Source organism: Paenibacillus sp. FSL K6-2862 (assembly GCF_038005125.1).
GTDB lineage: Bacteria > Bacillota > Bacilli > Paenibacillales > Paenibacillaceae > Paenibacillus > Paenibacillus illinoisensis_A.
Window position 1 is genome coordinate 65,120 of the sequence record NZ_JBBOSN010000002.1, and the last position, 24,185, is coordinate 89,304.

Below are 24,185 nucleotides of genomic sequence, written 5' to 3' on the forward strand. Positions count from 1 at the left end.
GCACTTGTAGGTTTTGTTTTTAGCTAGTCTGTTTATTATGAAAAGCAATTGACAGGACCAACAATCCATTAAAGCATAAATATATCCATATAAAGGCCAGTAAATGAAATTCAACACCAAACGTCGTCAACAGAATAATAAAGAGTACTGCCAATAGTTGAAATAGTAGGAATCCGGCAATTCTATTTTTTATCTTTAAAAGGCTAAAGTAAGAAACCAGACTCAAGATTATATTCATAGGAGTAATAACCAAGAACATAAACAAAAAGTGGAATGAATCTCCAAGGTCAACGAGCTCAACGCGATTGGTTTGGGAAAAAATGAAAGCAGTAACTAATGCTAAAATGGGAGATAAGATCACAACATTCAGCAATAATACCTTTTTTAGATTGTTCATATTCACTCCTAATTAAATATATTTAACCATATTTTAGCAGGATAGCATAGAAAATCAACCATAATAATCGTAACCAAAAACACGGATCATGTTTCCTATATAACGGACATGGTCTTTTTGAGAAGAGTAGAGCTTAACAGCCCCGTTCTCGACTACTCGCATGGTTGAAGAGCCTGAACCATCAAGTACAATGGAATTAACAGGATCAAATCCCATCGCTTCAATGTGGGTTTTCAAGGTACCAATATTCACAGTTTTATTTTGGGTCACGATCATGTAACCATATCGATATGAATTATCCCAAACAAAAGCGGTTCTCCAGGTTGCAAATGTCCCATCAAGCCCCCAATCATTGTAATCATTTCCGCCAATAACCGCTGTAGCCGTAGGATAATTAGCAAGAACCTCATCTAGGTTTTTTGCATACATATGTGTTCCACGTATTAGATTGCTGGAATCACGATACGCCACAAACGTTTTTCTACTCAGTTGGTTGGTAGCAGTACCGTTATAACGGTAAGAGTTACTATCCCCTTTCCACCAACTAATTGCTCGCAGACCAGCTGGGGGACTTTTGTAATCATCAGTACTATGAAAAAAACCACCATTGACCCCAATATGCGGTTTCGTTTTCATCTGTGCATTAATAATCTCTGGTTTTACTCTACTCAGATCTGTTCGTAAAACCGCATACTCATAGTCAGCTCCGAATTGATTAAACTTTCTGATTTGGAATGTATAAGGGACTGTTGACATAAATAATTCCTCCTTCAATTTTTTCGGGTTACTTTCTACCCTCACTAGTAAGGTGAATTAAAAGGCTGTTTAACAACCATCCCGTCATTTATTTTTAGAAAAATAAAAAAGCTCCTTATCATTAAAAGGAGCTTTTTCGGTGTAACGTAACTATGTATAAATTTAAAGCCGTACATTCTCGATGCACAGCTTTATTGTTCTTCATTTCTCATTGTAGTTGACTACCTCTTCTGTTGGTTCGATTATCAATTCTAATAATCCTAACTTTAAACTCTGCATAACATCCTCCCTAGGCATTTTGATGTATTTGGCTAGCTGTATCATGTCTTCTTCAAAAAAATCAACGATCTTCAAGAAAGCATCTTGATCTCCCTCTCTGGCAAGTTCAACCAATGCTATGAAGTCAGCTTCACTGATAACATCTTTAAAGTCTTCTTTTTCCATTTATTCACCGCCTGTTGTGTAATATTTAATTCATCTGCCACTTTTTTTTCAGATTTCCCCTCCAAGTAAATAGAATGAATGACCTTTTTGCCAACTTCATTTGGAATGAGTTGGAATATTTCCTGAACATGAAAATTTGAAACACATTGGTTTTCAAAAGATTCAATAGAGTTAAGGTCAAATACCATACTGTACTCTCTGTTAGACGTAACTTTACATCGGTATTGCAACCTCCAAGCCAACTTTTTTAATTCAGCTCTGTACCTTTCTTGTATAGTTTTCATTAGAATCACCTCTACATATAAAGGTAAATTACGGAATTATTTAACAACCAAACAGGAACATTTGTTCTTATTTATTTTACTATAAAGTACCATAATCATCCAGTTAAAAGTTGTAAGTTTGTATGTTATTTTTCCTTTATTATTGGAAGGGAGGGTAACTATGGATATGGAGAGTATTATACAATTAGTTCCTAATTTCGGTTTCCCCGTAGTGATTACATTCATGTTATTAAAGTATTTAATGGACAATATCAAGGAAAAATTTGAACGATTAGATCAAACTTTAAAGGAGTTAATTGAATTAATTAAAGAGAAGAAATTACCTTGATCAAACGGTTTACTTTTATTGTTTCTCGTGGTGTTACGTCTTTAGTGAACATGACGATAAGCTAGCTGTTATCGTTGTGTTCGCTTTGGAAATCAGAAAGACGCCCTGAGTAATCAGGTGCGTCCTTTTTTGTGGGATTGCTTCCTTAACTATAAAATCGATCATTTGGGCGAACCGGCAATACCTTGAAACAACTTTGCCTTAGCCTGATGGCGTTTCTGCTGATGTTGCCGACTGTTACCGAAATTCTGACCCATGTTCCAGACGGCAACCCCATAGTCACTGAACTGAGTTCACCTATTTTTCTTGGCTCTCCAGGCCACTCTCTAGCCTTTCTTACCGTAGGTTAGACAGCCCAAACCATCCATTTGCGCAGGCAAGTAGGCTCAATACATACGACAACTCATCAACTAAGATATCTGCCTAAAGATGCAGGAAAGAAGGAAGAAAAATTAAGGCTTTGATAACGATGATGGAAGATCAATAGGAGAGTACACCCTCTCTACCCTCGCGAGTTCATGAGATTTTGGCTATCACTCGATAGGTTGAGTCATACTCAAAGCCAATATGCCGCATTGCTATGCTTCGGCAAATTACAATTAGTCATAATAAGGAGGAGCAATACATGTCATTAACTCAAGATTTAGCAATAGCAAATCAGGAATTTATGGCGATTAAACCTTTGGAGATTCAAGCGGGAGATGTTCCGGCAAATCCAGGAGATGCAGAATTCCAGCGTAAGCTACTGGTCAGCAAGAGGGACAAAAAGCTAAGGATTTCACACTCTAAAATGCTTTGGACAAACGGTTAACCTTTATGATGAACTGTCCAAAGGAACTGTTATCTTGACATTCTAACGAGTTGGATGGTGTCCGATCTCTAACAGTCAGCTTAAAAGCTATCAGAAAATACTTCCGGAAATTGAAGCACTGGGGGCCAATTGATCGCAGTGAGCCCGCAAAGTCCGGATAACATGCTGCTTTATCAAAAGGAGAAAGAAGAACTGTCTTCCAGGTTCTTAGTGATACAAATGGCCTCGTAGCTCCATTCAAGAATACTTTTTACGACGTTCCAAACTATATTCAGAACATTATGAAACAAGCAGGCATGGAGTTAATTATCCGTTCCTTATGTTAGGTTTTTCAAAAGTTTTTAAACATGTGATATTCGTATTGCTTGATCCACATAAGTTTGGACTTCATGATTCATTCCTAAGGAATTCACAATTCTTTTAATCCCGTCATTTCCTGATAAATATTGATGAATAGCTTCTATCTTCAAGTCTAAATAAATTTTGACAAAAAAACTGCACCTCCAATTGCTAGTTGGTGTCTAACAATTGGGGTGCAGTTCAGTTTCCATCAGCTGCTTTCTTTTTATAGGCTATCGTTACCTGTTAAATGAATTATTTGAAGATTCTAATTAATCTTGTCTTAAACACAGATACAATACATCATTATGACCTCTTACGTGCTTTTGTAATGTTTTTTTCATATAGAATACCAAAGATCATGAGTGGTAATAGTGCTGTCAGTCCCAATATGACATTAGTTTGAAAGATAGATTGGTGTATGAAATAAAATAAAACACTAAATACGATTGATTGCAACCAACAGATAGAATAGTATCAAACTAAAGGTACTAAATTTATTCTTTAACCGATCTCTTATCCACACGATTAGCGATGTGATTATTATGGATAGGCAGAAAACCGGTAAGATAATCATAAATATATAGAACAGTCCAGTTGAAAATGTATTATCCATCCCGCCGTCAGTTTGCGGTTCAGTAAAAATCAGAATGGTGTACAAGACAGCGCCTATTAATGCAGTAAATACATTGGAAATCATAAATCTTCCTAGTTGTTGTAATCCTGGGTTAGTACTATTCAAATGATGCACCTACCTTATATTATTTGACTTCATTATATATGTTTCTTTGTGGGTATGTATACTTTTACTGGAAAAAACCTCTACATTTTGTAGAGGTTTTTTCACATGTAATTAAGGAATGTGACTTACTCTATAGCGTCATTCCCCTGCATAGATAAGTCTTAATTACATTCTCATATATATAGGTAATTTAAATTTTATTTAACAACCTTTTGCTGTCGAAAATTTTGAATAATACTATGATGCATACCTCTTCTAGGAAACAAGAAGTATTCAAATAGCTGACTGCGTTACAATAATGTTCTTTGACTACATGTAAAAAAAGAAGTGGACCCATCCTTCAAATGGATGTGTCCACTTCTTCTCATCTTCTAGTTCAGCTAAGTAAAATTTATGTTTTTCTACGTGCTCTTTTGGTAGGAGTTCTATATATACAAATGAATTTGCTATATTTTCTCGACCATCATGTATTACCCTTTCAATTAATGCAACTTAGGTACAGCTCCTTGCTCAAAATATGTTTATCGTTTTGATATCATAATCTCACTTACAGTTTCTGTTTCATCATTCGAGTCTGTGCTGAATTCAAGTGAAATATTACCAAGCGTGTAGTGAATCATAGTGTCACCTAAATAAATTGAGCTTTCATACCGCTCAGCTTTCCCTAAAATTTGTTCTACGTCCTTAAATGTTTTCATTGGAAATGCCTTGGAGCTCAAGTATACATTTCTTAGACGGTCTAGGTTATTACTTTCATCGAAATTAAATGATGCATGGTCAATCCCTGTTAAGATCCAAAACAGCCCACCGGTTTCATAATATGACTCTTTTGTAGTCGTATTTAGAATCCGAGTAACTTCTGCTTTGGTTTGTTCGAGTTGAACTCCTTTAAATCCTGGTATCGTTCCTTTGCTCAATGTCGTAACCGTTGTCTTGGTAAGATTGAACATGGGCATGTCGGATGCAACATTAATTTTCTTGAAAGGCACTTTTACTTCGATAAAGCCGGCTGCATATGGCCCCACTTCATAGGGGTTGAATAAGATGACAACACCGTCCTTGTAAAAATAAAAACTTGTTGTTTTAGTTAAAGGAAATCCTTGAAATACATCAGGGTAAGCCTTCTTATTTAATTTAATACCAGCTTCAATTCCATCAAAAAGGTTATATTTTTGTTGATTGGTCTGAGCGACATCATTTAAATAAAGTTGTTTCCCCGTTTTCAGATCAAAGTTGTATGATGTTGATACTTCATTACCATGAGCCCCTCCATCATAATGAGAGTCCTCAAATACGACTGATAACTGTTGATTGGATACATATTTGGTTTTGGCGGTTGTACTATGGTAATAGTATTTTTGGTTCTTTTTCAATTTTGCATTTTCCTTCGCTGCTGTTACAGCATGAAGTTTTAGGGTTTTATTGATTTTTTCTGATACTTTTTTATCCCCACCAATGATCTGAACATATTGTTGGCCTTTGTATGTGTATATTTTGGTTTTTATTGAGATGGAACTAGCTGCTTCGATATTAGGACTTGGTGACAATAAAACAAATAAAAGTACTAGAACAAAACCCGAAATTATCTTACTTTTCATGCTTTCAAACTCCTCGAATTTTTGATTTTAACTGAAGTGGGAAAATTCTTTAATATTTATACATGTACTTGATTTAAATCTCGATGTTTAAAGTGTTTTTACCTGAATCAAATGCCATGGATGCACCCAAGCCTTTTATAGACTGTACGGGAATGTATGTAACACCGTTTATAACTTTTGGAGCAATGCTTAATGTGTTACTAGTTCCATTATAAAAAGCCTTTTTACTTCCTAACGTTAAAGTCACTTTGTGTTTATCTTTGGTAATGCCGATTGTTCCACTCTCAGGAAAATATACAAAAGAGGCTTTAAGTGCTTCACTAATATCACGTAAAGGAACCAAATTATTCCCCTCATATTGTAAAGGTTTATTTGTAAAATCTACTTTCTTTTCATTGATATATACCTTTAGGTTTGAATGCGTATATTGAGGCTTAGTTTCTTTAGGTTTCGTTGTTTTTGTAGTTGGTGAATTGCTAGAGTTACTTGATGAAGAACTACTAGAAGATTTAGTAGAACTGGACGAAGAGCTTCCTCCATTGTGATAGTGGTATTCCCCGTATTCCAGTCCCCATTTTGCACAATTGGTCCAGCAAGTATGACCACCATTTGCATCCGTTCTTCCTGGATGAGCCAGTACAGTGGATGCATTTAAAAGAAGAGACACAGAGACCAAAGTAGTGATAATTGTTTTCTTATTCACTATAAACATCCTCCTAAGGAACTATTTCCCTCATAGTATCATACCAAATGAACTATTGGAACAGTAAAACAGTGGTTATATAGACAAAATAACAGAGCAGATGGCTTATCATCTACTCTGTTATTTCATATAGTATTTATCCAATATGTCAGCCCTTTTGGGAGACCAGTAAAGTAAACATATCGTTTTAGTTAATAGAGAGTCTCTCATAAGCTCCATGATGAATCCCATACAACTAACTTCGAGACAGGATACGGCCAATCACCGTATAAGACCGTAGCTTTTTACGACGTGCAGCCTGGAATTGTAATCTCATCATTTGAATGTTGTTCATGTTCATTGTATATCGCCCAAACCGAGGAGGCATCTGCCTCAAGTACTCGGCAGAAGGGCTCCCTCCTCAGATTTAATATTTTTTAGGCGATGGAACGTGGTGAAATGTGATTAGTTCGTCAAAACCTTCACCAGGGTATCTTCCTGAATCATTACAGAAGTCTCACGTCCAATTTGCGGGTTCAGGACATACAGAGTCTGAGTACTTCTGTTTAAGCGACAACTCTTCCTTTAACTAATTCCGATCCTTTCATTCCCGAAAAAGTGGTTACAACTTGTCCGATGTATTTGCTCATCTAAATCCCTCCTATTAAGTGGTCTGTTGTAGGTAAATCTTCAGAATCATCAGATCCATTGCCTGTTGATCGCTGAGAAAAGGCATCCTGGTTTGTAAAGCCAGCAGATTGCTGCAAACCTGTACGGGATGGATGTATCCATAAGCCTGTTCCCCTTTGGACCATCTATTCATGCATTGAATAATATTGTCTCCGATATCCGAAGGTAAGCTGTTCACATATGTAAGAATATTTTCTTGTTGAACCTCAGACATGGCCATTATGACCCCTCCTCTATGTAGATTTCTCTTTAATCTACGAGTTTAAAGCTAATCTAACGGATAACAGCATTAACGGCTCCTATCGAAGCTCCCACCTGCCACTTGAATGCAATCATTTGAATTCGAATCTGATTCACGCTCCAATTCGCAGGTCATGGTTGATTATGGTTCCGATCGGGAGAATCCCACGGAAAGACTGGCCAACGTAGATGGCCTCCTTTACTGCTGGCGCCCTGAATGTGTATGAGCCGATGGTGCGAGGGACTTTCTTATTCTTGAATAACATGATCAATTGGTTTTCCAATTGAGTGCTTGTGTTCTCCGGAACCTCTTTACGTTTACCGACGATTACGAGCAACTCATTACGAATAACGACATCAAAATCGAAACAAAGCTCCGTGTCCTCTTCCTCAAACTGGACGATGGCTAGACCACCGACGAGATTCTCTACGCTCAGTTTAATATCGATTCTTTTAATGATCACATTGATTCCTCCCGTTTTTAGGCAATGAAAAAAGGACACTGCACCAGGCAGTATCCTTTAATCTCCAGATTCAATTGATGTTCTACAAAGCAGCGTTTCGTGGCAAGAAGTCCTGAAGAGAAAAGTTTTTCGCAATATCCTTCAGGGATACGGTAACGTTACCGACGATGTTATGCGTAGTCAGCATTCTAGCATAACCAGCCATCAGGGCACTATCGGCAAGAGGCACCTCTTCTTCACAATCACATTTTGTTATAGGTACATCCGTAACAATTAAAGTCCCACCGTTAAATGGGCGCTCGCTTGTTGTTGTCATATGTATAATCTCCTTTTTACACCGGTCACATTGAGAGCTCATTTGTGCATCCCTCCAATGACCTTATTTTATCATGAGACTTCATTTTCTCCAAAGGTTTTACCGCGAGTATAGATGTTCTAAGGCTCTAGTATGTACTTCGTGTATCTCGGATTGTTGTTCACAGGATAAACGGTTTTTACGATGAAACGTTTATCTGTCTTCATCAGCATAATGATGACAATCCAATCTCCGGATGTAGCCGGTCCCATCACAGTTCGCTCAGGTTCAGGATTTCTGCCTTTTTCCCCTGAATCAAACCCTTCAACGATTTTTCCGTGGGCAATGGCCCATACAATATCAAGCTCGTCAAAGATCCGGTTAGGATAATCCGGATTGTTTAAACGGTCGTGGATATAGTGTGGAGAAATCGTAGTGATGTACCCATCGATTTTATTAACGCCTTTAAGAATTCGTTCCATTTCATCCAACCAGAATTTCTGCATGTGGTCCAAAGCTGTAGCCCCCTAAGTAGTATTTTTAAACGCAAAAAAGCCCTGGATGTTAAAAAAGGCATGACTAGAATAGTCACACTCTCATTTACTCCAAGGCAATTTTCTATGAGTTGTCTGGTAGACAACATGCTCCATCTACAGCCGATGCTTCAGCCGAGAAAATGAATCGTTAATCGTAATATTCACAGTATAAAGGAATCGAAAACAATGGACAATAGGGAATCAGGACTAGTCTTGCAAGGGAAGTTCTTGAAGAAATTCTGCTTTACTCTCTGCAACGAGGCTGGTTCGTCCAAATTCGAATCGTGTTAGAAACACATTGATTGAGATCCCTACCCTGTAGGAAGATAAAGTAGCCTTTTTCGGAAAATACGGTTCAATATACGGTTCTAAACGATTAATTTAATAACTTTTCCCCCTCCAGGAATATATTTAAGCGTCCGTATTAAATATATATGCGAATTAGTATATAATAAAGTTCGAATTAGTCTATTATTAGTGTTTTGGAGGATTAGAATATGTCCATCGTAGAAGATATGCGCAAAAAGATGAATGATCTTGAAGGAACTATTGAGGATTATAAAAAAATCAGTGAAAATCTCCCCTCAGAAATTAATTATATTGTACAGAGCTTATTAAATCATCAGTTGAATGATTTACGTTTTAGGCTCGAACGGTTTACCTTCTTAAAGACAGAAAAGCAATGTACAGAGTGCAATAATTGGATTAAAGAGTCCGAGGAGCCGGTCCAATTAAACTATCAATATAACAGAACCCGACCTATTCATATGACCCTGTGTACAAATTGTATGTCTGCAATGGACAAGGTCATGGTTACCAATGAAGCGGAGCCGAAGTGGGGATTGCGTCCAGGAACCATTAAACAAGATCGCCATCTAGGAAAATTAAAAGTGTTTGAAGAGATGGGTTTGATAAAAAGCACGGGAAGGTACATCAAAATTCATGAAATTGTTATGCGTGCGTACTATGAGCCCAAATTATTAGAGCGTAGTCGAAAGAGTAAAAAACGTGCCAACAAAGATGTTCAAGATACGCGTTCTGTGCAAGGATTACAGGAAGAAAAAAGCTAACTACAAAACCAAATTAAGAAATCATCGCGGTGAATTTTCATGTATCTCTAACCTACGTCCTCTAATTTTGATCTATCAAACTCAAATCTATTTCCCCTTATAATAAAGACGTCTGCCTCGCTCACAATGAAAAAATTAGATTAAGAAAAAAGGAAGCACTTTTTATATACGTGCTTCCTTCGAGGTACTAGTTTCTTATTTGTCTACTTGCCCCTAGTTTCTCCTAGTATTATGAACTCTGAGTTGATATTTCCGTTCATTTATTTGATATTTTTACACATTTATTCATTTTTCTTTGGAGTTCCTAGGATCCTTTGGTTCGTTACCACTAATATGACGACAAGTTTTTAAATTCCCCTGCTCTTCCCGCTCAACCACACTAATCCAGAACACAGAACTTTTTATCAAACACTACGGTAAGCCTCAAACTTACTTCCTCTTTATAAACTGAAGTGATGGATATTTCGAGGGTAAGAGCATTAAGTTTGCATGCCCAATTTGTTTAGCAGATAAATAAGTAATAAGATAATTGATTTGCATAACGGGTTAAACAAACAAGCATATAAGGCGATTCATTAATACATTACAAAAGAGGTCCTAGTAATTTTGGATCAACTGGAACCCTATACAATCAACTGGATCGGAGTGATTACCCCAATGGCTGTATTGTCAACCGGCCCCATCGCTAACAATCCTGTAAGTGGTATAAGACCCACTCAATTTGTCACAATCAAAATTGATAACCGAAATGTTGCAAGCTCCTCGACCATACTAATTGAAGGGTTTTATTTAAACGGTACCAGAACCCTATACGTACAAGAATTAGTGCTAATAGAACCAAATGTGGTTTTAACCAGAGACTTTACTGCAAATTACAACGCTTTTGAATTCGTTTTTACCACAGGTGGAGTAGCAGAAGGAGAAACCCAAGTTTCCTTATGGGGTAAAAGTTCTTCTGGGACAGTTGTAGCTGCTCATCGAATTGTATCAGATGAGCTTTTAGGTACTGAAATAGGGCCTCAAGGACCTCAGGGAGTAACCGGTGCTACTGGAGCACAGGGACCTCAAGGACTCCAAGGTGCAACGGGTACCACTGGAGCACAGGGACCACAAGGACTTCTAGGAGAAACTGGTGCCACAGGAGCGCAGGGACCACAAGGACTCCAAGGAGAAACTGGTGCCACAGGAGCACAGGGACCACAAGGACTCCAAGGTGCAACTGGTGCCACATGAACGCAGGGGCCACAAGGACTCCAAGGAGAAACTGGTGCCACAGGAACGCAGGGGCCACAAGGACTCCAAGGAGAAACTGGTGCCACGGGAGCCCAGGGACCTCAGGGTGTAACTGGCGCAACGGGTCCTGCTATTCCAACCGCCGTTAACCGGATTTATGTTGCCAATCGTCTTAGTAGTGATGTCTCCGTCATCGACGGATTTACCAGTACGGTTATTGCTACTGTTCCAGTAGGACCACAACTGCAAGGTGTTGGTGTAAACCCAATTACGAATCGAATTTACGTAACGAGTCAGACCAGTAATACCGTTTTTATTATTGACGGGGCTACGAACACAGTAATTGCCTCAATCCTGGTAGGAGGAAGTCCATTCGGTGTGGATATAAATACAGTCACCAATCGAATTTATAATGTTAATGCAAGTAGTAATAACATCTCCGTCATTGACGGATTTACTAACAGTATCATCGCTACAGTTTCAGTAGGAGTTACCCCTCAGTACCTTACTGTGAATCCAATCACAAACCGAATTTACGTATCAAATACAAACAGTGACAATGTCTCAGTCATTAACGGGATCACCAATACAGTCGTGGCTACTGTACCCGTAGGAGTTCAACCATTTTATGTAGCGGTAAACCCTTTAACAAATGCGATTTACGTAGCAAACCGCGGCAGCAATAACGTCTCGGTCATTAACGGAATTACAAATACAGTTGTAGCTACTGTGCCAGTAGGGTCTATTCCAGAAGGCATAGATGTGAATCCTAATACGAACCAAATTTACGTGACAAACTTGGTTAGCAGTAACGTTACGGTCATTAACGGAATCACAAATACGGTGGTCGCTACTGTGCCAGTAGGTTCACCACCAAGAGGCATCGCTGTGAATCCTTTAACAAACGCAGTTTACGTAACAGGGTCAAGCAATAACGTTTCAGTCATTAACGGAATTACCAACACAGTTGTCTCTACTGTACCCGTAGGAACTGATCCTGTTGCTATAGGAGTGAATCCTTAAGTGAACTCCCCCCATCCCAAAGATGTGGGGGGCTTCTTGGTCAATAGAGCAAATGCCCCAAGTTTACCCAAGCTTACGGGCGAGTTCCTCACCCCATGTATGTCATTTAGTTGGCGAGTTGCAGTAGATTGAGGGCCTCATTCTGATTCCGATCATGTACTGTCTGACAGGATGGGCACTTCCATTCGCGCAAAGCCAGACTTTTTACCTGCACATTTTTGTAACCACAGCATGAACATAGCTGACTGCTGGCATAGTTCTTCGGTGCAATAATCAGCGTTCACCCATACCAAGCGGCTTTGTATTCGAGCATCGAGCGAAACATGCTCCACGAGACTTCAGATATGGCTTTCGCCAGCTTCTAATTTTTCATCATATTCTTCACACGCAGGTCCTCCATGACGATCACTTGGTTACTGCGAATCATCCAGGTCGACACGTTGTGGAAAAAGTCCTTTTGCTGGTTTGCTATTTTCTTGTGAAGTCGAGCAACTTTTATGCGTGCTTTGTCCCGATTTCGGCTACCTTTCTGTTTCCTGGACGGTTCTCCTTGTAGCCAAGCTAAACGTTTTTCCGAACGACGAAGGTGTTTAGGATGGGTAATCACGTCACCCGTCGATGGAATGGCAAAGTCTTTGAGTCCCAGATCGACCCCGATTTTGTTTTCGCTTCGTGGCAGGGGGACAATCTCGGTTTTAACTAACTAGGAAGCAAAGTATCTCCCTAACGCTGTTTTGGAAATGGTGCAGGATTTGATTTTTCTGTGGAAGCAACGATGCATCTTCACTTTAATTCGGGTCTTTACTTCTCTGAGTAAGATGTTACTCTTGTACCGCTTCATCGATAATTTCGCGAATATTTTTATAAGAGTTATTTAGTTCAACGAGATCCTGACTAGTAATTGTTTTAGGAAGCACTTCATTAAATCGAGCATATATATCTCTTATCTTTTGGAACTCCTCGGATTTATCCTCTTTTAATGGAAATAGCGACACTTGGTAAGCATAAAAATAATCATCGATTCTCGTTCTCGTCTTATTTAAGTTGACGATGTCCTGCTCACCAAACTCTCCATTGCTAATCCCTTGTCCTAACTCATCTTTCAGCTCCTTCATATTTTGAATATACGAGGAATACATATGATCCTTCATCTGCTCATTTAAAGACACTACTTGTCGGTAGTTATTTGTAGATATTATAGTGTAGAGAATTGCTATAACAAAAACAGCAATACCTATAGCAACAATGATTTTTTTCATTATTTATTAATAACCTCCAAATGATTTTATAGGCGTTGAATTATATCATTAGAATAAAAATGACGCTAATTCCTTTTTACTCCATGAGGTCGTTAGTCAGTTTGAGAGCATAAAACTCGACTTGAAGTAAAACGTAAGTGGCAAAACTTAATCTTTTTCTGGATTCATTATCAAACTGATCACCTTCTGATGTTGTAGATAATTTCAAATACACTACAACCTAAATTTCCTGTTATTCAACTAACTTGTCGATAGTTGAATATAGGCAGCAGAGTATTATGATCTGCGGCCTCCCTCTAGTTTTGGTGAATTTTTTTTCCACGTTAGCTTAATACCAAGGAGCAGTCAGGAAATTGCTGCACTTCTGCAAAAACGATTGTACCGATTCAAGAGGGTTCTCCCACAAGCCATTCTACTAGCGGCTGTTATTATGACATCTTCATGACGTAGTATTAAACTATCCTGCCCGTTAATTGAACAAAAGCAGCCGATCAGAGGGATCAGCTGCTTTATTAGATGTATCAGCTATTGTTCCCCATTAGCTTAATGATTAATTATTTGATTCATCTTTTTTAGGAGTACCGCGGTGCAAACGGATATAGAAATCGTCGTCGAATTAATCATCCCTCGGGGCCGTCGATGTAACTTGATGCGCACCGCCTTCATTTACGGCAGCTTTGAGTATCAATCGTCTACGATCGCAATCGTCTCGTTTTGATTATTTATGGTGTAGGACTGTACCGGATTCTTACGCGAACCTCTTACCATCCAAATAGAAAAGGCTTAGCAATAATATGCTAGGCCTAAGTTTTATATTTAAATTTCCTGAGGGAATAATGTCTTGCTAGGGTTAACCTTTTTGAGAAGCCTTTTCCTTCTTATTTTGAAGGTACTCCTTCACCAGACGGTCACGTTCTTGTTTGTCGAGGTCGTTTTGAGGAGGAACGACAAATGCACCGTTTCCAATGTTTCCGGCCTCTTCAAAAGCCTCAATGTATTTATCTATCTTGTTCATGATGTGCACCTACCTCATTCAAAGTATTTGCTTACCAGTACATGAGCCTGTGGAGTTTCAATTGCCATAAGATGGCCCCCGATAACTACAGCGCCTAACGTTTCCTGATAATGTTTAAGAAGTTTGGTTTTCGCTGTGAACGCAACGACACCATCAAATCCTTGATCGAAACTGTATTTACAGGCGATAGCAAACAAGTGAGCCCCCACCCCTATAAACTGTTTTTCATTACCAATATTCCATGGGGCACTCTCTACCAAGGAAATGCTGACATATCCTTCAGATTTTTCGAAGGAGATCAGCCCCTGGATTTCAGGAGATCCTTGTACCATTAGTTTTATGACGTGCTTATTCTTATCAGAAAACTCTAAGCTCCAGTTAAAATTTGCCCAACCTTGCTTTATCGTAAGATTTTTTAAGTCTTATTTGGTTAAGGCTTCAAATACGGTATCATATTCTCTATGTATTTTTTTGGTACTATGATACCAGCACCCTTTATTTCTTGTTCTTTTAGCAAAGTATATATGCATTTTTCATTGCTAATGAAGACTTCATGGCTGAAGTCATCGGCAATATTGCAATATGGACAATTAATCAAACGGGCACCTCCAGATTAAAAAGTGTTGTTCATTCTTTATTCTTCACTCCACAGGGTTCCCTGTTTTACTTTACTCTGCCCGTTACTTGAACGAAGGCAGCCGAGCTATTTTGCCACCAATTTTAAATAAAAAAGGAATTAGTGCCAATAAAATAATTCCTACTATAAATGTTGATATGATTAATTCTTTCCAAACAATTAAATTATCTGATAACATTCGATAAATAATGAATGAATTTATTGGAAGGTTAAGTACTAAACCAGTTAGAAGTCCAGGTGCATACTTTTTCAAAAATACGTTCGCAATAAGGTGTGGAAAAATAGCATTAATAATCATAGAACCTAAAAATCCTATAAAAATCCACTTCGCAAAATCTGATTCTGGCATAACTAAAAAACAAAATGCAGATAAATAAGCCAGAATAGTTATAAGAATAACAGCAAAATGAAACTCACTTGAAGTTACCGGCTTTTGAAACCTTGAGGATTGCTGTGACCATTTAGGCAACCAAATTGCCTCTTCGATATTATGAAGTGTAATAGCAAAACAAAATAATACTACGAGATAATAGTCCATATACCTTTTCCCCACCCTTAAAGTAATTCGCATCGTTAATTAAATAAGAATTATACCTCAAAGAAGAATATAATCTTTTGATCCCTCTGTCCGGCTGTAGCTCATTCAATGTAAAAAGTGAATAACCTCCATATTGATCAGATCAGCCTGCTCATGATTAATCGCATGGCCTGCATCAGGGATGATTTTGTAGTTCATCTGGTTGTCTTTAAGTCTCCTTATGGCTTTCGGATAGTTCGACAATCTATCGTATTGACCGATCAGGAACAGCACCTTGTTTCTCAACTCAGCTATCTCCTCATCCGTATGTATTTTAATTTTGTGTTGCATCATCGATCTGTTATTAAAGTACTTCAGCAGATAGTACCAATGTTTCATTAGGAGCTCGTTGTTATGAAATGTAGAACGATGAGGCCCGCTCAATTTATTCAGTAGTTTTGTACAATTTTTTTCAGATGGAAATAGAGCCTCTGGCAAAAAGGCTGTCATCATTTTTAGCATCACTTCAAATGAATTGCTTGGGATTCTACCTGCTAGGCAGACTGCCTTATTCACCTTATCAAGTCTTTTCAATGTGTAGTAATAAGCTAAATATGCACCATATGAAACCCCGCAAATGTTGAAGTTTTGTATGTCCAAAGCTGTTACAATATCATTAATCCAGGTTATTTGATTGAATGATCTCCAATATTCATTATTCGGTTCGCTTTTCCCAGATCCACCTATAGCATCTACTGCGATGACATAAAACTCCTTAGACAAGTCCTTCATATTATAAATCTACATCATGGCCGAGTTATCTGCAGTTCCATGAAAAAGCATCAGCGGAGGATTTGAACGGTCACCGGCAATAATGATATGTGTTAATCCATACGTCGTTTCGATATTTCTTTCTTCGAAATCCGTTTCCCACGCGTGTAACAGCTTATTATATGAATCATGGATTAGCATCTTTCCAGACGAGTTCTTATATCGCTCCATCGTTTTGCCCCTTTCATGAAGAGAGATGTATACTCACTCTTAAGAACACTCGTTTAAATCATTCTCGTTAAATGAATTGGCTTTTGACGAATTCATCATCACTTTGAAAATGTGGGGTTCTGCCCGTTAGTTGAACAAAAGCAGCCGATCATCTTGAACAGCTGCTATCTTTGTATTATTGAGCTTTCATCTTGACAATAGAGCGCTTCGTTTAGAACGATCTCTCTTGAGATTTGGGGTTCCATGGAGTAGCAAAGGATTTAATCTTGAGCTTCTTCGAATAACTCTCTGAGCATCCTATTCTTATTATTCACAAACTCTTTCATAATCATAAAATGGTCGGTTTCTTCCAATACTTGGACCTCAATGCCATCCGGCTTTAGATTGTAAATAATCGAATCTGGATATGCCATAAGGATTGGGGAGTGGGTCGCAATAATAAATTGAGAGTTTTGCAAAACAAGTTCATGGATTCGTGTCAGCATCGCCATTTGGCGAAGAGGAGACAATGCAGCCTCAGGCTCATCCAGTATATATAGTCCATTTTCTCCGAACCGATGAATGAAAGTGGAAAAGAACGACTCTCCGTGCGATTGCTCATGCAAGGACTTGCCACCGTACGATTCTATAATCGGGCGAGCGGATGAAGGTTGATTGTCCAATTCGTCGATCGTCGTGGCTAGATTATAATAACTTTCTGCCCGGAAGAAGAAACCATCTCTCGGACGTCGCGGACCTCTAATCAATTGTATATACTCATATAAGCTCGAGTGAGTAGCCTGAGTTGAGAAGGAAAAGTTGATCGTCCCACCTTCTGGGTTAAATCCCCATGCGACAGCAATGGACTCCATCAGTGTTGATTTGCCCATCCCATTTTCACCTACGATGTAGGTTACCTTAGGGTGGAAATCAAGAGTATTTAAGTTTCGAATGACCGCCAAATCAAAGGGGTAACGAGTATAAGTGGGTACTTGTTGCCTCTTGAGTTGAATTTGTCGTAAATAGGGATGCTGTACATTCAATATCGTTCACTCCCTTATATGCCTTTAATCGTTCTCCTTACCTTTGTTGGCAAACACTGACTCATGTCTCATCCTTGAGCTTACTCCATCAAATCAATCCATGTATTGAAACTAACCTGCCCGTTAGATTAAATAACGAGCAATTTTCATTCTTTACTAGACCTTGCAGTCAATAAGGATACAATAACGTATGCAAATATTTGAATTACAAATACAATGGCCACAAATTCAATTACAATGTCGTTCCTTGCAATGAAATCATTCACTATATCCATAACAATTTCCCAAGGCTTGGACAATACATCCCATGAATTCCATCGGTTAAATCTCCCAATGTATACGCCCAAACTACTCAACAGTAAAATAACGCCTACAACCATCATGTTAATGTACTTACTGAACAATTTGTTTAATACATCATGTATTTGAATGATCGAGCACGTCGAGAGAAGTAAGCCTAGTATGGCTACGGCGAATGTTAAGGTGAGGCTATACCAAAAATCAATATTGATCCAGAATTGGGCTTCTCCTTGATTATCGAAATATCTGAATGAATGTAGGATTTCAGTGAAAAGGTAGGCCGAATTGGGCAGGAAAAAAAGCCAACCCGCACTCATCGGCACTATCCAGATCAAGCTTAATTTCGTTACTTTCTTATTGAATGTATATCTAATGCATGATGAAATGATATATGGTACCCAAGCCAGGAATATATCCCAGGTTAAAAATTGATACATATTCGTATCTGATTTGAGACGTAAATACATCGCAACGCCTAAACAACATAATGTAACCATAAGCAAGGTTAGAATAAATCGAAAATCTTGAACAGGATGTTTGTTATCATTCATTTCGTTGCTTTCCATTCCCTTTCCATGGGGATTTACATTTCCCTGTCGTATTCTCCATTATATCCAAGGTTCGTACTAAAGCGGTGTGTCTTATCAGGATGAGCTACTGTTGAGAAACACTTTAAAAGAATCTTTCTATAAGCGTCCATTCTCAATATATATTAAGTTCACACCAATTTCCCTTAGCCTCTGTAGGTAATCCGTAATGCTAACCAGTTCAAACACGTCATATAGTCCGCTTCCAGCAAGGCATCCAGACAGGAATGTAAACGAACAGTCATTAACATTTGAATATCCAGAATTATAATATGTACTTGTTCAATTAACCTGCCCGTTAGCTTAAAGAAAAAGGAGCAGCAACCAATCGTCCAGTTGCCCTTACTGTTTTTGAATTAAAATTCCCGTTAGCTTAATGAGACTTCGTCATTCCCATCAAACATATTTCTAATGCATGGGTAAGATTATTTTTCTTTCTATTCTAGGAATCGCTTTTCACAAAGTAATTGCCGTAATGAAGAATCTGTTTGGTATCAGCGGTGACATCTTCTAAGTACAGTTTCCTTTTCGGAGATAGAGGAGTCCTTCTTGTCTACCTTGATAAAAGTTCCATAAGGATTAACTATAGTGTCGACTTTTTCTTGACCTCTCTTGATGTCCTCTTCTGATAATTCTACTGGAGGATGAAAGTAAGGATTGTTTGGATTATTAACATCAGTGATCTCCATTTCCTTTTCAGTATTTAATTCTTTATGAGGAGCAGGACTCGGCAGGGCATATGTTTTACCTTCATCATCATCGTTGTTACTAGCATAAATACTTAGAGTAGCCCCTGCTAAAACACTCACAGTAATAATCCCAGCAAGTACAAACGGTACTGTTTTTTTTACCTTCATAGATCGAGATTCACTCCTTTTCGATGTTAAATTCTCTAACTATAGAGTTGACAGTACTGATCATCCTTTCTTTAGATCTACTTAATATAACAAGAGTAGATACTGGAAAGTTAGATATAGCTTGGAGTTTTTTAATATCTTCAAAGGCCTACGCCAGAGTTTCTGCTACGATCCATAAAGCTAAATCTGTATGATCCCATTTAACCACCATTCCACGTATTTAGTGACTGAAGGTGCCACCCACATTCGGCTATCATTTTCATGATTCCATACAAACACGTCATCTCTGCAAACTCCATCTTGGGCTACTGGAAACGCGAACAAATCACCAATACCACCCTCTGCAAAGAAGACTAGGTTTTCAAATGGCATATAATACTCTTCTAAAAAACCATCTCTATAATGTCTGTTTTCATTAATAATGCGGTCCAATGGCCAAATTAGTCCAAGATCATAGCTCCCCTTTACCCCATTGGTCTCTAACATGATTTCTCTCAGTTCCTGGGGGAGGGTCGCATTGAGCAAGCTCTCTACCTTGTCAATTTCATCTTTTGTTGTGGGTGTGTTGAACGTGCACTCCGCTGACATTCCCTGAAAGTAATTTTTCCACATAATGGTTCACCTCCAAATATGTTAGTTTGCATCTACTTAACTTTTTGATTCTGTTATATCGTTTTCCATAAAATCGAAATAACCCGATGTCCCAATCGAAACGGTAGTAAAGTAGAAATACCTCTTCTCAATCTCCTGGTTCTCTTCGCTCATTTGCAAAAACAACATATCTTTCATAAGATCATCATTCATAATGCCTTCTCGACAGAAACTCATCTCAAGTTCTTGAATCACAAAAGAAAATCCCGTTCTGGGATCATCATCTCCGAGCATTGGGTACGTTCTTCTAAGCGACTCAATCAAAACCTCTGCCTTGGTTGTAAAGACATCCACACCTTGAAAAAGACAGGGAATGCAGAAATCACTCAAGTAATAGTGAGGATTCATCAATTGAATGAACTTCACTCGGTCATTAGCATCGAATTCGAAATTTTCGCGCATAAACAGTATCTCGATATAGCTAGGATTATTGGAGTTACCATCATCATCTCTCCAATGGTCCAGATTACGAAAAGTTCTTTCCACTTCTTCTTTGCTCATCCCCAAACGAAAAGGGCCGATACCAACTTGCGGTATTATATTGATTACGTCCACCTGTAAACTCCTTTCCATGCCTTAGTATAAAGAGTCCTTAAACCAAAGAGCTTGACCATTAGTTGAACAAGCAAAGCACTGGTTCCACACCTTTGCGTTTTTCTGGATTTTGAATATCCTGCCTATGAGTTGAAATAAAGGCAGCCGATCACATTGATCAGCTGCTTTCTGAGCTATAGTTTCCTGTTAGTTCAAACGGAACAAGAGTACAAGCTCCCTATAGTCCTAACTATAGAACAGATACTCAATACGTTGCTTGCGGAGCAAACTGACCTTTATTCTTTAGAGCATAGTCAAAAAATCGAAGTACAAGTTCATTTTGAGTTTCAATCACATAGTATTTATCAATATTTACCTTTCTGCCTCCCTGCAAGAGGTTTGCCAATACAGGTGAGAATAAAGGTAGATCAGTTAAACTTAAATGTTTTGCACCTTTGAAATGAACGTTGTATGCGTCTTTAAAATTTTCATTCGAAAAACTATTCGCAATATACGAAGAACTGCTCTCGAGCTGTATCCACACATCATCTGAATAAACGTTAAGAAGCGGAGTGGTGAAAGCTTCGGATTTTGCAGTTAATTCATTCGGTTCTTTATTGAACTCAAGCTCGCTAAAGAACGGGGCATCGAGATTTACTACCGCATCAATATCATCGCGCTTCCTGCTGAGTGCTACGCTTGCCGCGCCTCCCATAGAATGACCGAACACTCCTATTTTCTTTGTATCGATGCGATTATATACCAAGTCTTTTTTTTGCTCGGCTTGTTCCAGGATCGTATTCATGACAAAATTCATATCATCCGTTCGCAGTTTCATCCATTTTTGAGTAAGCTCGAAATACTCACCAAGCGAATAAACCCCTTTATTTGCATTGTTGACTTCTTGCATGTACTCGGGATTAATTGTTGTAACCTTCCCATCCTCATTAACGGTATAAAAAGAATGGTAGGGATGATCTATTGAAACGACGACATAACCGTGGCTTGCAAGTTCAGTAAAGGTAGAAGTATTGCTTGCTTTAATCCCGAATGCTCCATGGGAGAACATAAGCAAAGGATAGGTTCCGTGTGCCTGTTCGGGAAACCAAAATTCCACGTTAACAAGCCGATGTTCTTTCTGATCCGTAAATTCTTCGATACGATTCTGGTCCACGTAACTGTAAGTTGCGGTCGCCACTTCATAAGGACCTGTAACTTGCGGTAGTCTAAACTGTGGAAAAAGTAAAACAGGAACAAGGGTAACGACTATGGTCAGTGCTAAGGATAGGAATTTCAATATCGTAGAAAAAGCTTTATAACTCGGAGTACGTGTTTGTTCACGCAGGAGCACAACCATTCCCTTGAACGCTAATAAAAAGAGCAGGCCTGCAAACAGCACCCAAGTGTATTCCCATATGACAACTTTCCCCAAGCTCAGCATGATGAATCCTATAAACATTGCGATCCTGGACCAACTCTTTAACTTGTGCCTGCTTTGCTTAGTTACAATGGAATAAACGGCTAAAGCCAGCTCGACGACCAATGTAACAACAAGTATTAAAATCTCCATAAGACTGTTCTGCTCCTCCTCCAACTTTTTATGAGTTCATCATAATAAATGGAAGAGGAGGTGTATATGCACAAACGATAAGCTGTAGCTGAGAGCCAATAAGTTGTAAAAAAACAACGCAATTATGTGTACTTACGCTGTGAATACAACTTTATTTGGGAGCAGTTTGTGTCTCTATACCTCTTTTTTGAATGTTCTCAGTCTTTCGTTGATCTTTTGAGCTTCCTTCTTGTCATTCATATATGTCAGTAGGCGAACGATTCCGTATACGGCGGCTATTTCCACAGCCAATAAGAGTATGCTAAAGGTGCCGTTTACAAGATTTAATAGGACAGCCACAGAAATTAATAGGGTTTCTAGAATAAAGAAATGCAAAAACACTCGGAAGCGCATTTTACTCTCGCTAATCGCATGCGGCGTATATAAAATGATTCCGGTCAAAGCACCTAAAAATGAGAAAGCCATAATTATAAAAATCATTTTTAATTCGAACCCTGCATCAGGAGCATAGATTTGCCGCAAAGTAGTGATGATTATCATGATGGAGGCGAATATAAGTAAGAAATCTCTAAGTATTTCTTTAATAAGCCCGGAATACTTCATATATGCCTCCTTCTATAATCCAAGTATGTGTTTAAGCATTGGTACATACTGCCGTGAAATGACTACCTTCTCCCCGTTATCCAATAATGCTTGGAAACGGCCGCTGATCGTTGGATGAATACTGGAAATCTTAGCTATATTTAGAATGGTGGATTTAGAAGAGCGAAAGCAATATTTCTCTTTACAAAGTTCCTCTAGTTCATAAAGTTTTTGTTTAACTTCATAAACGCTGTTCTTGCAATACGCAAACACTTTTCCATCAACAGCTTCAAAGTAGTAAATATCACTCATTTTGATACGGCTGATATTCCCCTCCTGATAACCCAGTATAATGAATGTTTCGGTTTTTATTTTATTTACGAGCTCATGTATTTCATCGTCTACCTGGTGACATCTGATGCGGATCTCCTCTTCTTCTGTCCGGTTTATTACTTCGATGGAAATTTTGATAAAATCACCCTCAAAAAATCGAATTAAAACTTGTTAACGTTTATGTGTGCATTATACAACGAAATCACTTTTGACCGCTTTGTGTTCTTCTATTACTATGTGTCACACAGTGATTGATATTCGAGTCTTGCCCGTTAGTTGAATAGCAAATCTCCCTCTAAGAAGTGTATTAACTTATTTCTTAGTACTATTTGAGCCTAGATATTTTTTTCCTGCAGTTGTAAGCCTTTTGTTGTAAAAGTGACTTTGAAAAATATAAGAAATATAATAAATAGACTAATTGGTTTTTCGTATTAAACGAATTGGTATATTTATTATATTTGGAGAGAGATATGATGTCCGGTGTAGGAGAAATACGCAATAAGAAGAGTTTTTAATGTACACTTCGGGCTTCTTCTGTTCTTAAATATACTTGTAGGTTTATTCTTCTCGAGTGCTTGGCGGCTTTTGAGTCGTAAATTTGTCCCAAGAATTTATTTGAGATCATCAATACTGGTGATGGTTCCACAGATGGAACAAAAGAGGCTGGGGTTCAACGTGACATGGCACCGAGAGCTTGAACAAGTGCTGAGTTCCTAAAGAGCTACTGACGTAGCCCTTTTGACAAGAGATGGAAGCGGGAAAGGTATCTACATATGACATATAGCTTAATAACAGGGCGATAGGTTGTGCATTGTAACATCCCGAACCGTAACGTCCTTAGTCTCTGTGCACAGCAAAGTTAAAGCGCGTTAAGGCACATGTTTCCCGCTAGTTTAACGACTTGTTAGTCCTTTTTGGAGTTGGAAATTCTAAATTCAAAATTTTAAATAGATCCAAAACTGTAATTATAGCCACTGCGAAACCACTGTTCAATCCAATTTTCTTTGAAATTCTTCGTACATTCATTAATAAATCCTTGAATGATCATGGTTAAAGATGCTCTGCACTTCAGAGGATAGATGTTTCTGAAGTCCCATTTTATGTATCATCCATCGTAAACCTGCCAGGACTCTCTTTTCGTATTCCCCTGACATCTCCTCATGTGAAGCTATAAATTCAAGCATAGTTTATTTCGATTTTGATCTATTCCAACTTTAACTGTGAACATGAAAATAACCCTTCTATTTCGAATAAAAAATGGATTTCACTCTCTTATCAAACGAAATAAATATGACATAAACGGAGCTAATAAGTGAAAACCAAAAGACTACATCTCAAAGTGATTTAGCGACTCATAAGGTTGTTCATCAACAGATGCCTATAAGAT

At 38.3% G+C, this 24,185-nt stretch carries 30 protein-coding genes and 1 pseudogene; 6 read left to right on the forward strand and 25 right to left on the reverse strand.

What is annotated here, in order from left to right; translation table 11 throughout:
* Positions 1–451: 451 nt before the first annotated feature.
* The gene (locus MHB82_RS30185) at positions 452–1,153 is read right to left on the reverse strand and encodes a phosphodiester glycosidase family protein (protein WP_341176788.1); all 702 of its coding nucleotides are present in this window, start codon (positions 1,151–1,153) and stop codon (positions 452–454) included.
* A 201-nt stretch (positions 1,154–1,354) separates the two neighbouring features.
* Positions 1,355–1,597 (reverse strand): hypothetical protein, encoded by a 243-nt coding sequence (locus MHB82_RS30190; protein WP_341176789.1) that lies wholly within the window; start codon positions 1,595–1,597, stop codon positions 1,355–1,357.
* 444 nt (positions 1,598–2,041) lie between these two features.
* Between MHB82_RS30190 and MHB82_RS30195 the strand changes: the two genes are divergently transcribed.
* Both MHB82_RS30195 and MHB82_RS30200 read left to right on the forward strand, forming a co-directional pair.
* The gene (locus MHB82_RS30195; RefSeq protein ID WP_341176790.1) at positions 2,042–2,209 is read left to right on the forward strand and encodes a YvrJ family protein; all 168 of its coding nucleotides are present in this window, start codon (positions 2,042–2,044) and stop codon (positions 2,207–2,209) included.
* Positions 2,210–2,834: 625 nt separating this feature from the next.
* Positions 2,835–3,020: a hypothetical protein gene (locus MHB82_RS30200; RefSeq protein WP_341176791.1), complete on the forward strand. Its 186-nt coding sequence runs from the start codon at positions 2,835–2,837 to the stop codon at positions 3,018–3,020.
* 1,602 nt (positions 3,021–4,622) lie between these two features.
* Here the strand turns inward: MHB82_RS30200 and MHB82_RS30205 are convergent.
* From MHB82_RS30205 to MHB82_RS30230, 6 genes are all read right to left on the reverse strand, one after another.
* Complete coding sequence (locus MHB82_RS30205; RefSeq protein ID WP_341176792.1) at positions 4,623–5,699, reverse strand: DUF3298 and DUF4163 domain-containing protein; 1,077 nt, start codon at positions 5,697–5,699, stop codon at positions 4,623–4,625.
* 73 nt (positions 5,700–5,772) lie between these two features.
* Complete coding sequence (locus MHB82_RS30210) at positions 5,773–6,411, reverse strand: copper amine oxidase N-terminal domain-containing protein (protein WP_445671280.1); 639 nt, start codon at positions 6,409–6,411, stop codon at positions 5,773–5,775.
* A 634-nt stretch (positions 6,412–7,045) separates the two neighbouring features.
* Entirely contained in the window at positions 7,046–7,291 is a 246-nt protein-coding gene (locus MHB82_RS30215; protein WP_341176794.1) for a hypothetical protein, read from the reverse strand.
* Between the two features lie 133 nt (positions 7,292–7,424).
* Positions 7,425–7,775 (reverse strand): hypothetical protein, encoded by a 351-nt coding sequence (locus tag MHB82_RS30220; protein WP_341176795.1) that lies wholly within the window; start codon positions 7,773–7,775, stop codon positions 7,425–7,427.
* Positions 7,776–7,857: 82 nt separating this feature from the next.
* A complete protein-coding gene (locus tag MHB82_RS30225; RefSeq protein ID WP_341176796.1) occupies positions 7,858–8,091 on the reverse strand; it encodes a hypothetical protein in 234 nt (77 codons plus the stop codon).
* Positions 8,092–8,210: 119 nt separating this feature from the next.
* Complete coding sequence (locus MHB82_RS30230; RefSeq protein WP_341177129.1) at positions 8,211–8,576, reverse strand: DUF4258 domain-containing protein; 366 nt, start codon at positions 8,574–8,576, stop codon at positions 8,211–8,213.
* 527 nt (positions 8,577–9,103) lie between these two features.
* Here MHB82_RS30230 and MHB82_RS30235 point away from each other — a divergent pair.
* Entirely contained in the window at positions 9,104–9,676 is a 573-nt protein-coding gene (locus MHB82_RS30235) for a hypothetical protein (RefSeq protein ID WP_341176797.1), read from the forward strand.
* 285 nt (positions 9,677–9,961) lie between these two features.
* Here the strand turns inward: MHB82_RS30235 and MHB82_RS32125 are convergent, their stop codons facing one another.
* A complete protein-coding gene (locus MHB82_RS32125; protein WP_445671289.1) occupies positions 9,962–10,069 on the reverse strand; it encodes a DUF2992 family protein in 108 nt (35 codons plus the stop codon).
* A gap of 213 nt (positions 10,070–10,282) precedes the next feature.
* On the opposite strand from MHB82_RS32125, the gene MHB82_RS30240 reads away from it, so the two are divergent.
* The 3 genes and pseudogenes from MHB82_RS30240 (at position 10,283) to MHB82_RS30250 (ending at position 11,932) form a co-directional block, all read left to right on the forward strand.
* The gene (locus MHB82_RS30240; protein ID WP_341176798.1) at positions 10,283–10,909 is read left to right on the forward strand and encodes a hypothetical protein; all 627 of its coding nucleotides are present in this window, start codon (positions 10,283–10,285) and stop codon (positions 10,907–10,909) included.
* 153 nt (positions 10,910–11,062) lie between these two features.
* Positions 11,063–11,278, forward strand: a pseudogene (locus MHB82_RS30245) (YncE family protein); the annotation flags it as partial.
* A gap of 9 nt (positions 11,279–11,287) precedes the next feature.
* Positions 11,288–11,932, forward strand: coding sequence for a YncE family protein (locus MHB82_RS30250; protein ID WP_341176799.1), 645 nt, complete (start codon positions 11,288–11,290; stop codon positions 11,930–11,932).
* Between the two features lie 106 nt (positions 11,933–12,038).
* Here the strand turns inward: MHB82_RS30250 and MHB82_RS32130 are convergent, their stop codons facing one another.
* From MHB82_RS32130 to MHB82_RS30315, 16 genes are all read right to left on the reverse strand, one after another.
* Complete coding sequence (locus tag MHB82_RS32130) at positions 12,039–12,209, reverse strand: zinc ribbon domain-containing protein (RefSeq protein WP_445671290.1); 171 nt, start codon at positions 12,207–12,209, stop codon at positions 12,039–12,041.
* An 84-nt stretch (positions 12,210–12,293) separates the two neighbouring features.
* Positions 12,294–12,620, reverse strand: a complete 327-nt coding sequence (locus MHB82_RS32135) for an RNA-guided endonuclease InsQ/TnpB family protein (RefSeq protein ID WP_445671291.1) — start codon at positions 12,618–12,620, stop codon at positions 12,294–12,296.
* 133 nt (positions 12,621–12,753) lie between these two features.
* Positions 12,754–13,191, reverse strand: a complete 438-nt coding sequence (locus tag MHB82_RS30255; RefSeq protein WP_341176800.1) for a hypothetical protein — start codon at positions 13,189–13,191, stop codon at positions 12,754–12,756.
* Between the two features lie 850 nt (positions 13,192–14,041).
* Positions 14,042–14,206, reverse strand: coding sequence for a hypothetical protein (locus MHB82_RS30260; RefSeq protein WP_341176801.1), 165 nt, complete (start codon positions 14,204–14,206; stop codon positions 14,042–14,044).
* Positions 14,207–14,220: 14 nt separating this feature from the next.
* Positions 14,221–14,538 carry a hypothetical protein gene (locus tag MHB82_RS30265; protein ID WP_341176802.1) on the reverse strand — a complete coding sequence of 106 codons (318 nt, stop codon included), beginning with the start codon at positions 14,536–14,538 and terminating at the stop codon, positions 14,221–14,223.
* Between the two features lie 348 nt (positions 14,539–14,886).
* Positions 14,887–15,381, reverse strand: coding sequence for an HXXEE domain-containing protein (locus tag MHB82_RS30270; RefSeq protein WP_341176803.1), 495 nt, complete (start codon positions 15,379–15,381; stop codon positions 14,887–14,889).
* A gap of 105 nt (positions 15,382–15,486) precedes the next feature.
* Positions 15,487–16,152 carry an alpha/beta fold hydrolase gene (locus tag MHB82_RS30275; protein WP_341176804.1) on the reverse strand — a complete coding sequence of 222 codons (666 nt, stop codon included), beginning with the start codon at positions 16,150–16,152 and terminating at the stop codon, positions 15,487–15,489.
* 9 nt (positions 16,153–16,161) lie between these two features.
* Positions 16,162–16,362: a hypothetical protein gene (locus MHB82_RS30280; protein WP_341176805.1), complete on the reverse strand. Its 201-nt coding sequence runs from the start codon at positions 16,360–16,362 to the stop codon at positions 16,162–16,164.
* 260 nt (positions 16,363–16,622) lie between these two features.
* Complete coding sequence (locus MHB82_RS30285) at positions 16,623–17,384, reverse strand: AAA family ATPase (RefSeq protein ID WP_341176806.1); 762 nt, start codon at positions 17,382–17,384, stop codon at positions 16,623–16,625.
* 146 nt (positions 17,385–17,530) lie between these two features.
* Positions 17,531–18,250, reverse strand: coding sequence for a DUF1361 domain-containing protein (locus tag MHB82_RS32140; RefSeq protein ID WP_445671281.1), 720 nt, complete (start codon positions 18,248–18,250; stop codon positions 17,531–17,533).
* Positions 18,251–18,765: 515 nt separating this feature from the next.
* Positions 18,766–19,128, reverse strand: coding sequence for a hypothetical protein (locus MHB82_RS30290; protein ID WP_341176807.1), 363 nt, complete (start codon positions 19,126–19,128; stop codon positions 18,766–18,768).
* Positions 19,129–19,308: 180 nt separating this feature from the next.
* A complete protein-coding gene (locus MHB82_RS30295; RefSeq protein ID WP_341176808.1) occupies positions 19,309–19,740 on the reverse strand; it encodes an SMI1/KNR4 family protein in 432 nt (143 codons plus the stop codon).
* A 36-nt stretch (positions 19,741–19,776) separates the two neighbouring features.
* The gene (locus tag MHB82_RS30300; protein ID WP_341176809.1) at positions 19,777–20,334 is read right to left on the reverse strand and encodes a hypothetical protein; all 558 of its coding nucleotides are present in this window, start codon (positions 20,332–20,334) and stop codon (positions 19,777–19,779) included.
* 244 nt (positions 20,335–20,578) lie between these two features.
* Positions 20,579–21,883: an alpha/beta hydrolase family protein gene (locus tag MHB82_RS30305; protein WP_341176810.1), complete on the reverse strand. Its 1,305-nt coding sequence runs from the start codon at positions 21,881–21,883 to the stop codon at positions 20,579–20,581.
* 174 nt (positions 21,884–22,057) lie between these two features.
* Positions 22,058–22,486 (reverse strand): DUF3021 family protein, encoded by a 429-nt coding sequence (locus tag MHB82_RS30310; protein WP_341176811.1) that lies wholly within the window; start codon positions 22,484–22,486, stop codon positions 22,058–22,060.
* Between the two features lie 12 nt (positions 22,487–22,498).
* Positions 22,499–22,960: a LytTR family DNA-binding domain-containing protein gene (locus MHB82_RS30315; protein ID WP_341177130.1), complete on the reverse strand. Its 462-nt coding sequence runs from the start codon at positions 22,958–22,960 to the stop codon at positions 22,499–22,501.
* Positions 22,961–24,185 lie beyond the last annotated feature (1,225 nt).

Coding starts and splice junctions, on each gene's coding strand:
- MHB82_RS30185 (WP_341176788.1), bottom strand. CDS start 1,153: ATGTCAACAGTCCCTTATACATTCCAAATCAGAAAGTTTAATCAATTC.
- MHB82_RS30190 (WP_341176789.1), bottom strand. CDS start 1,597: ATGGAAAAAGAAGACTTTAAAGATGTTATCAGTGAAGCTGACTTCATA.
- MHB82_RS30195 (WP_341176790.1), top strand. CDS start 2,042: ATGGATATGGAGAGTATTATACAATTAGTTCCTAATTTCGGTTTCCCC.
- MHB82_RS30200 (WP_341176791.1), top strand. CDS start 2,835: ATGTCATTAACTCAAGATTTAGCAATAGCAAATCAGGAATTTATGGCG.
- MHB82_RS30205 (WP_341176792.1), bottom strand. CDS start 5,699: ATGAAAAGTAAGATAATTTCGGGTTTTGTTCTAGTACTTTTATTTGTT.
- MHB82_RS30210 (WP_445671280.1), bottom strand. CDS start 6,411: ATGTTTATAGTGAATAAGAAAACAATTATCACTACTTTGGTCTCTGTG.
- MHB82_RS30215 (WP_341176794.1), bottom strand. CDS start 7,291: ATGGCCATGTCTGAGGTTCAACAAGAAAATATTCTTACATATGTGAAC.
- MHB82_RS30225 (WP_341176796.1), bottom strand. CDS start 8,091: ATGACAACAACAAGCGAGCGCCCATTTAACGGTGGGACTTTAATTGTT.
- MHB82_RS30230 (WP_341177129.1), bottom strand. CDS start 8,576: ATGCAGAAATTCTGGTTGGATGAAATGGAACGAATTCTTAAAGGCGTT.
- MHB82_RS30235 (WP_341176797.1), top strand. CDS start 9,104: ATGTCCATCGTAGAAGATATGCGCAAAAAGATGAATGATCTTGAAGGA.
- MHB82_RS30255 (WP_341176800.1), bottom strand. CDS start 13,191: ATGAAAAAAATCATTGTTGCTATAGGTATTGCTGTTTTTGTTATAGCA.
- MHB82_RS30260 (WP_341176801.1), bottom strand. CDS start 14,206: ATGAACAAGATAGATAAATACATTGAGGCTTTTGAAGAGGCCGGAAAC.
- MHB82_RS30265 (WP_341176802.1), bottom strand. CDS start 14,538: ATGGTACAAGGATCTCCTGAAATCCAGGGGCTGATCTCCTTCGAAAAA.
- MHB82_RS30270 (WP_341176803.1), bottom strand. CDS start 15,381: ATGGACTATTATCTCGTAGTATTATTTTGTTTTGCTATTACACTTCAT.
- MHB82_RS30275 (WP_341176804.1), bottom strand. CDS start 16,152: ATGAAGGACTTGTCTAAGGAGTTTTATGTCATCGCAGTAGATGCTATA.
- MHB82_RS30280 (WP_341176805.1), bottom strand. CDS start 16,362: ATGGAGCGATATAAGAACTCGTCTGGAAAGATGCTAATCCATGATTCA.
- MHB82_RS32140 (WP_445671281.1), bottom strand. CDS start 18,250: ATGGAAAGCAACGAAATGAATGATAACAAACATCCTGTTCAAGATTTT.
- MHB82_RS30290 (WP_341176807.1), bottom strand. CDS start 19,128: ATGAAGGTAAAAAAAACAGTACCGTTTGTACTTGCTGGGATTATTACT.
- MHB82_RS30295 (WP_341176808.1), bottom strand. CDS start 19,740: ATGTGGAAAAATTACTTTCAGGGAATGTCAGCGGAGTGCACGTTCAAC.
- MHB82_RS30305 (WP_341176810.1), bottom strand. CDS start 21,883: ATGGAGATTTTAATACTTGTTGTTACATTGGTCGTCGAGCTGGCTTTA.
- MHB82_RS30310 (WP_341176811.1), bottom strand. CDS start 22,486: ATGAAGTATTCCGGGCTTATTAAAGAAATACTTAGAGATTTCTTACTT.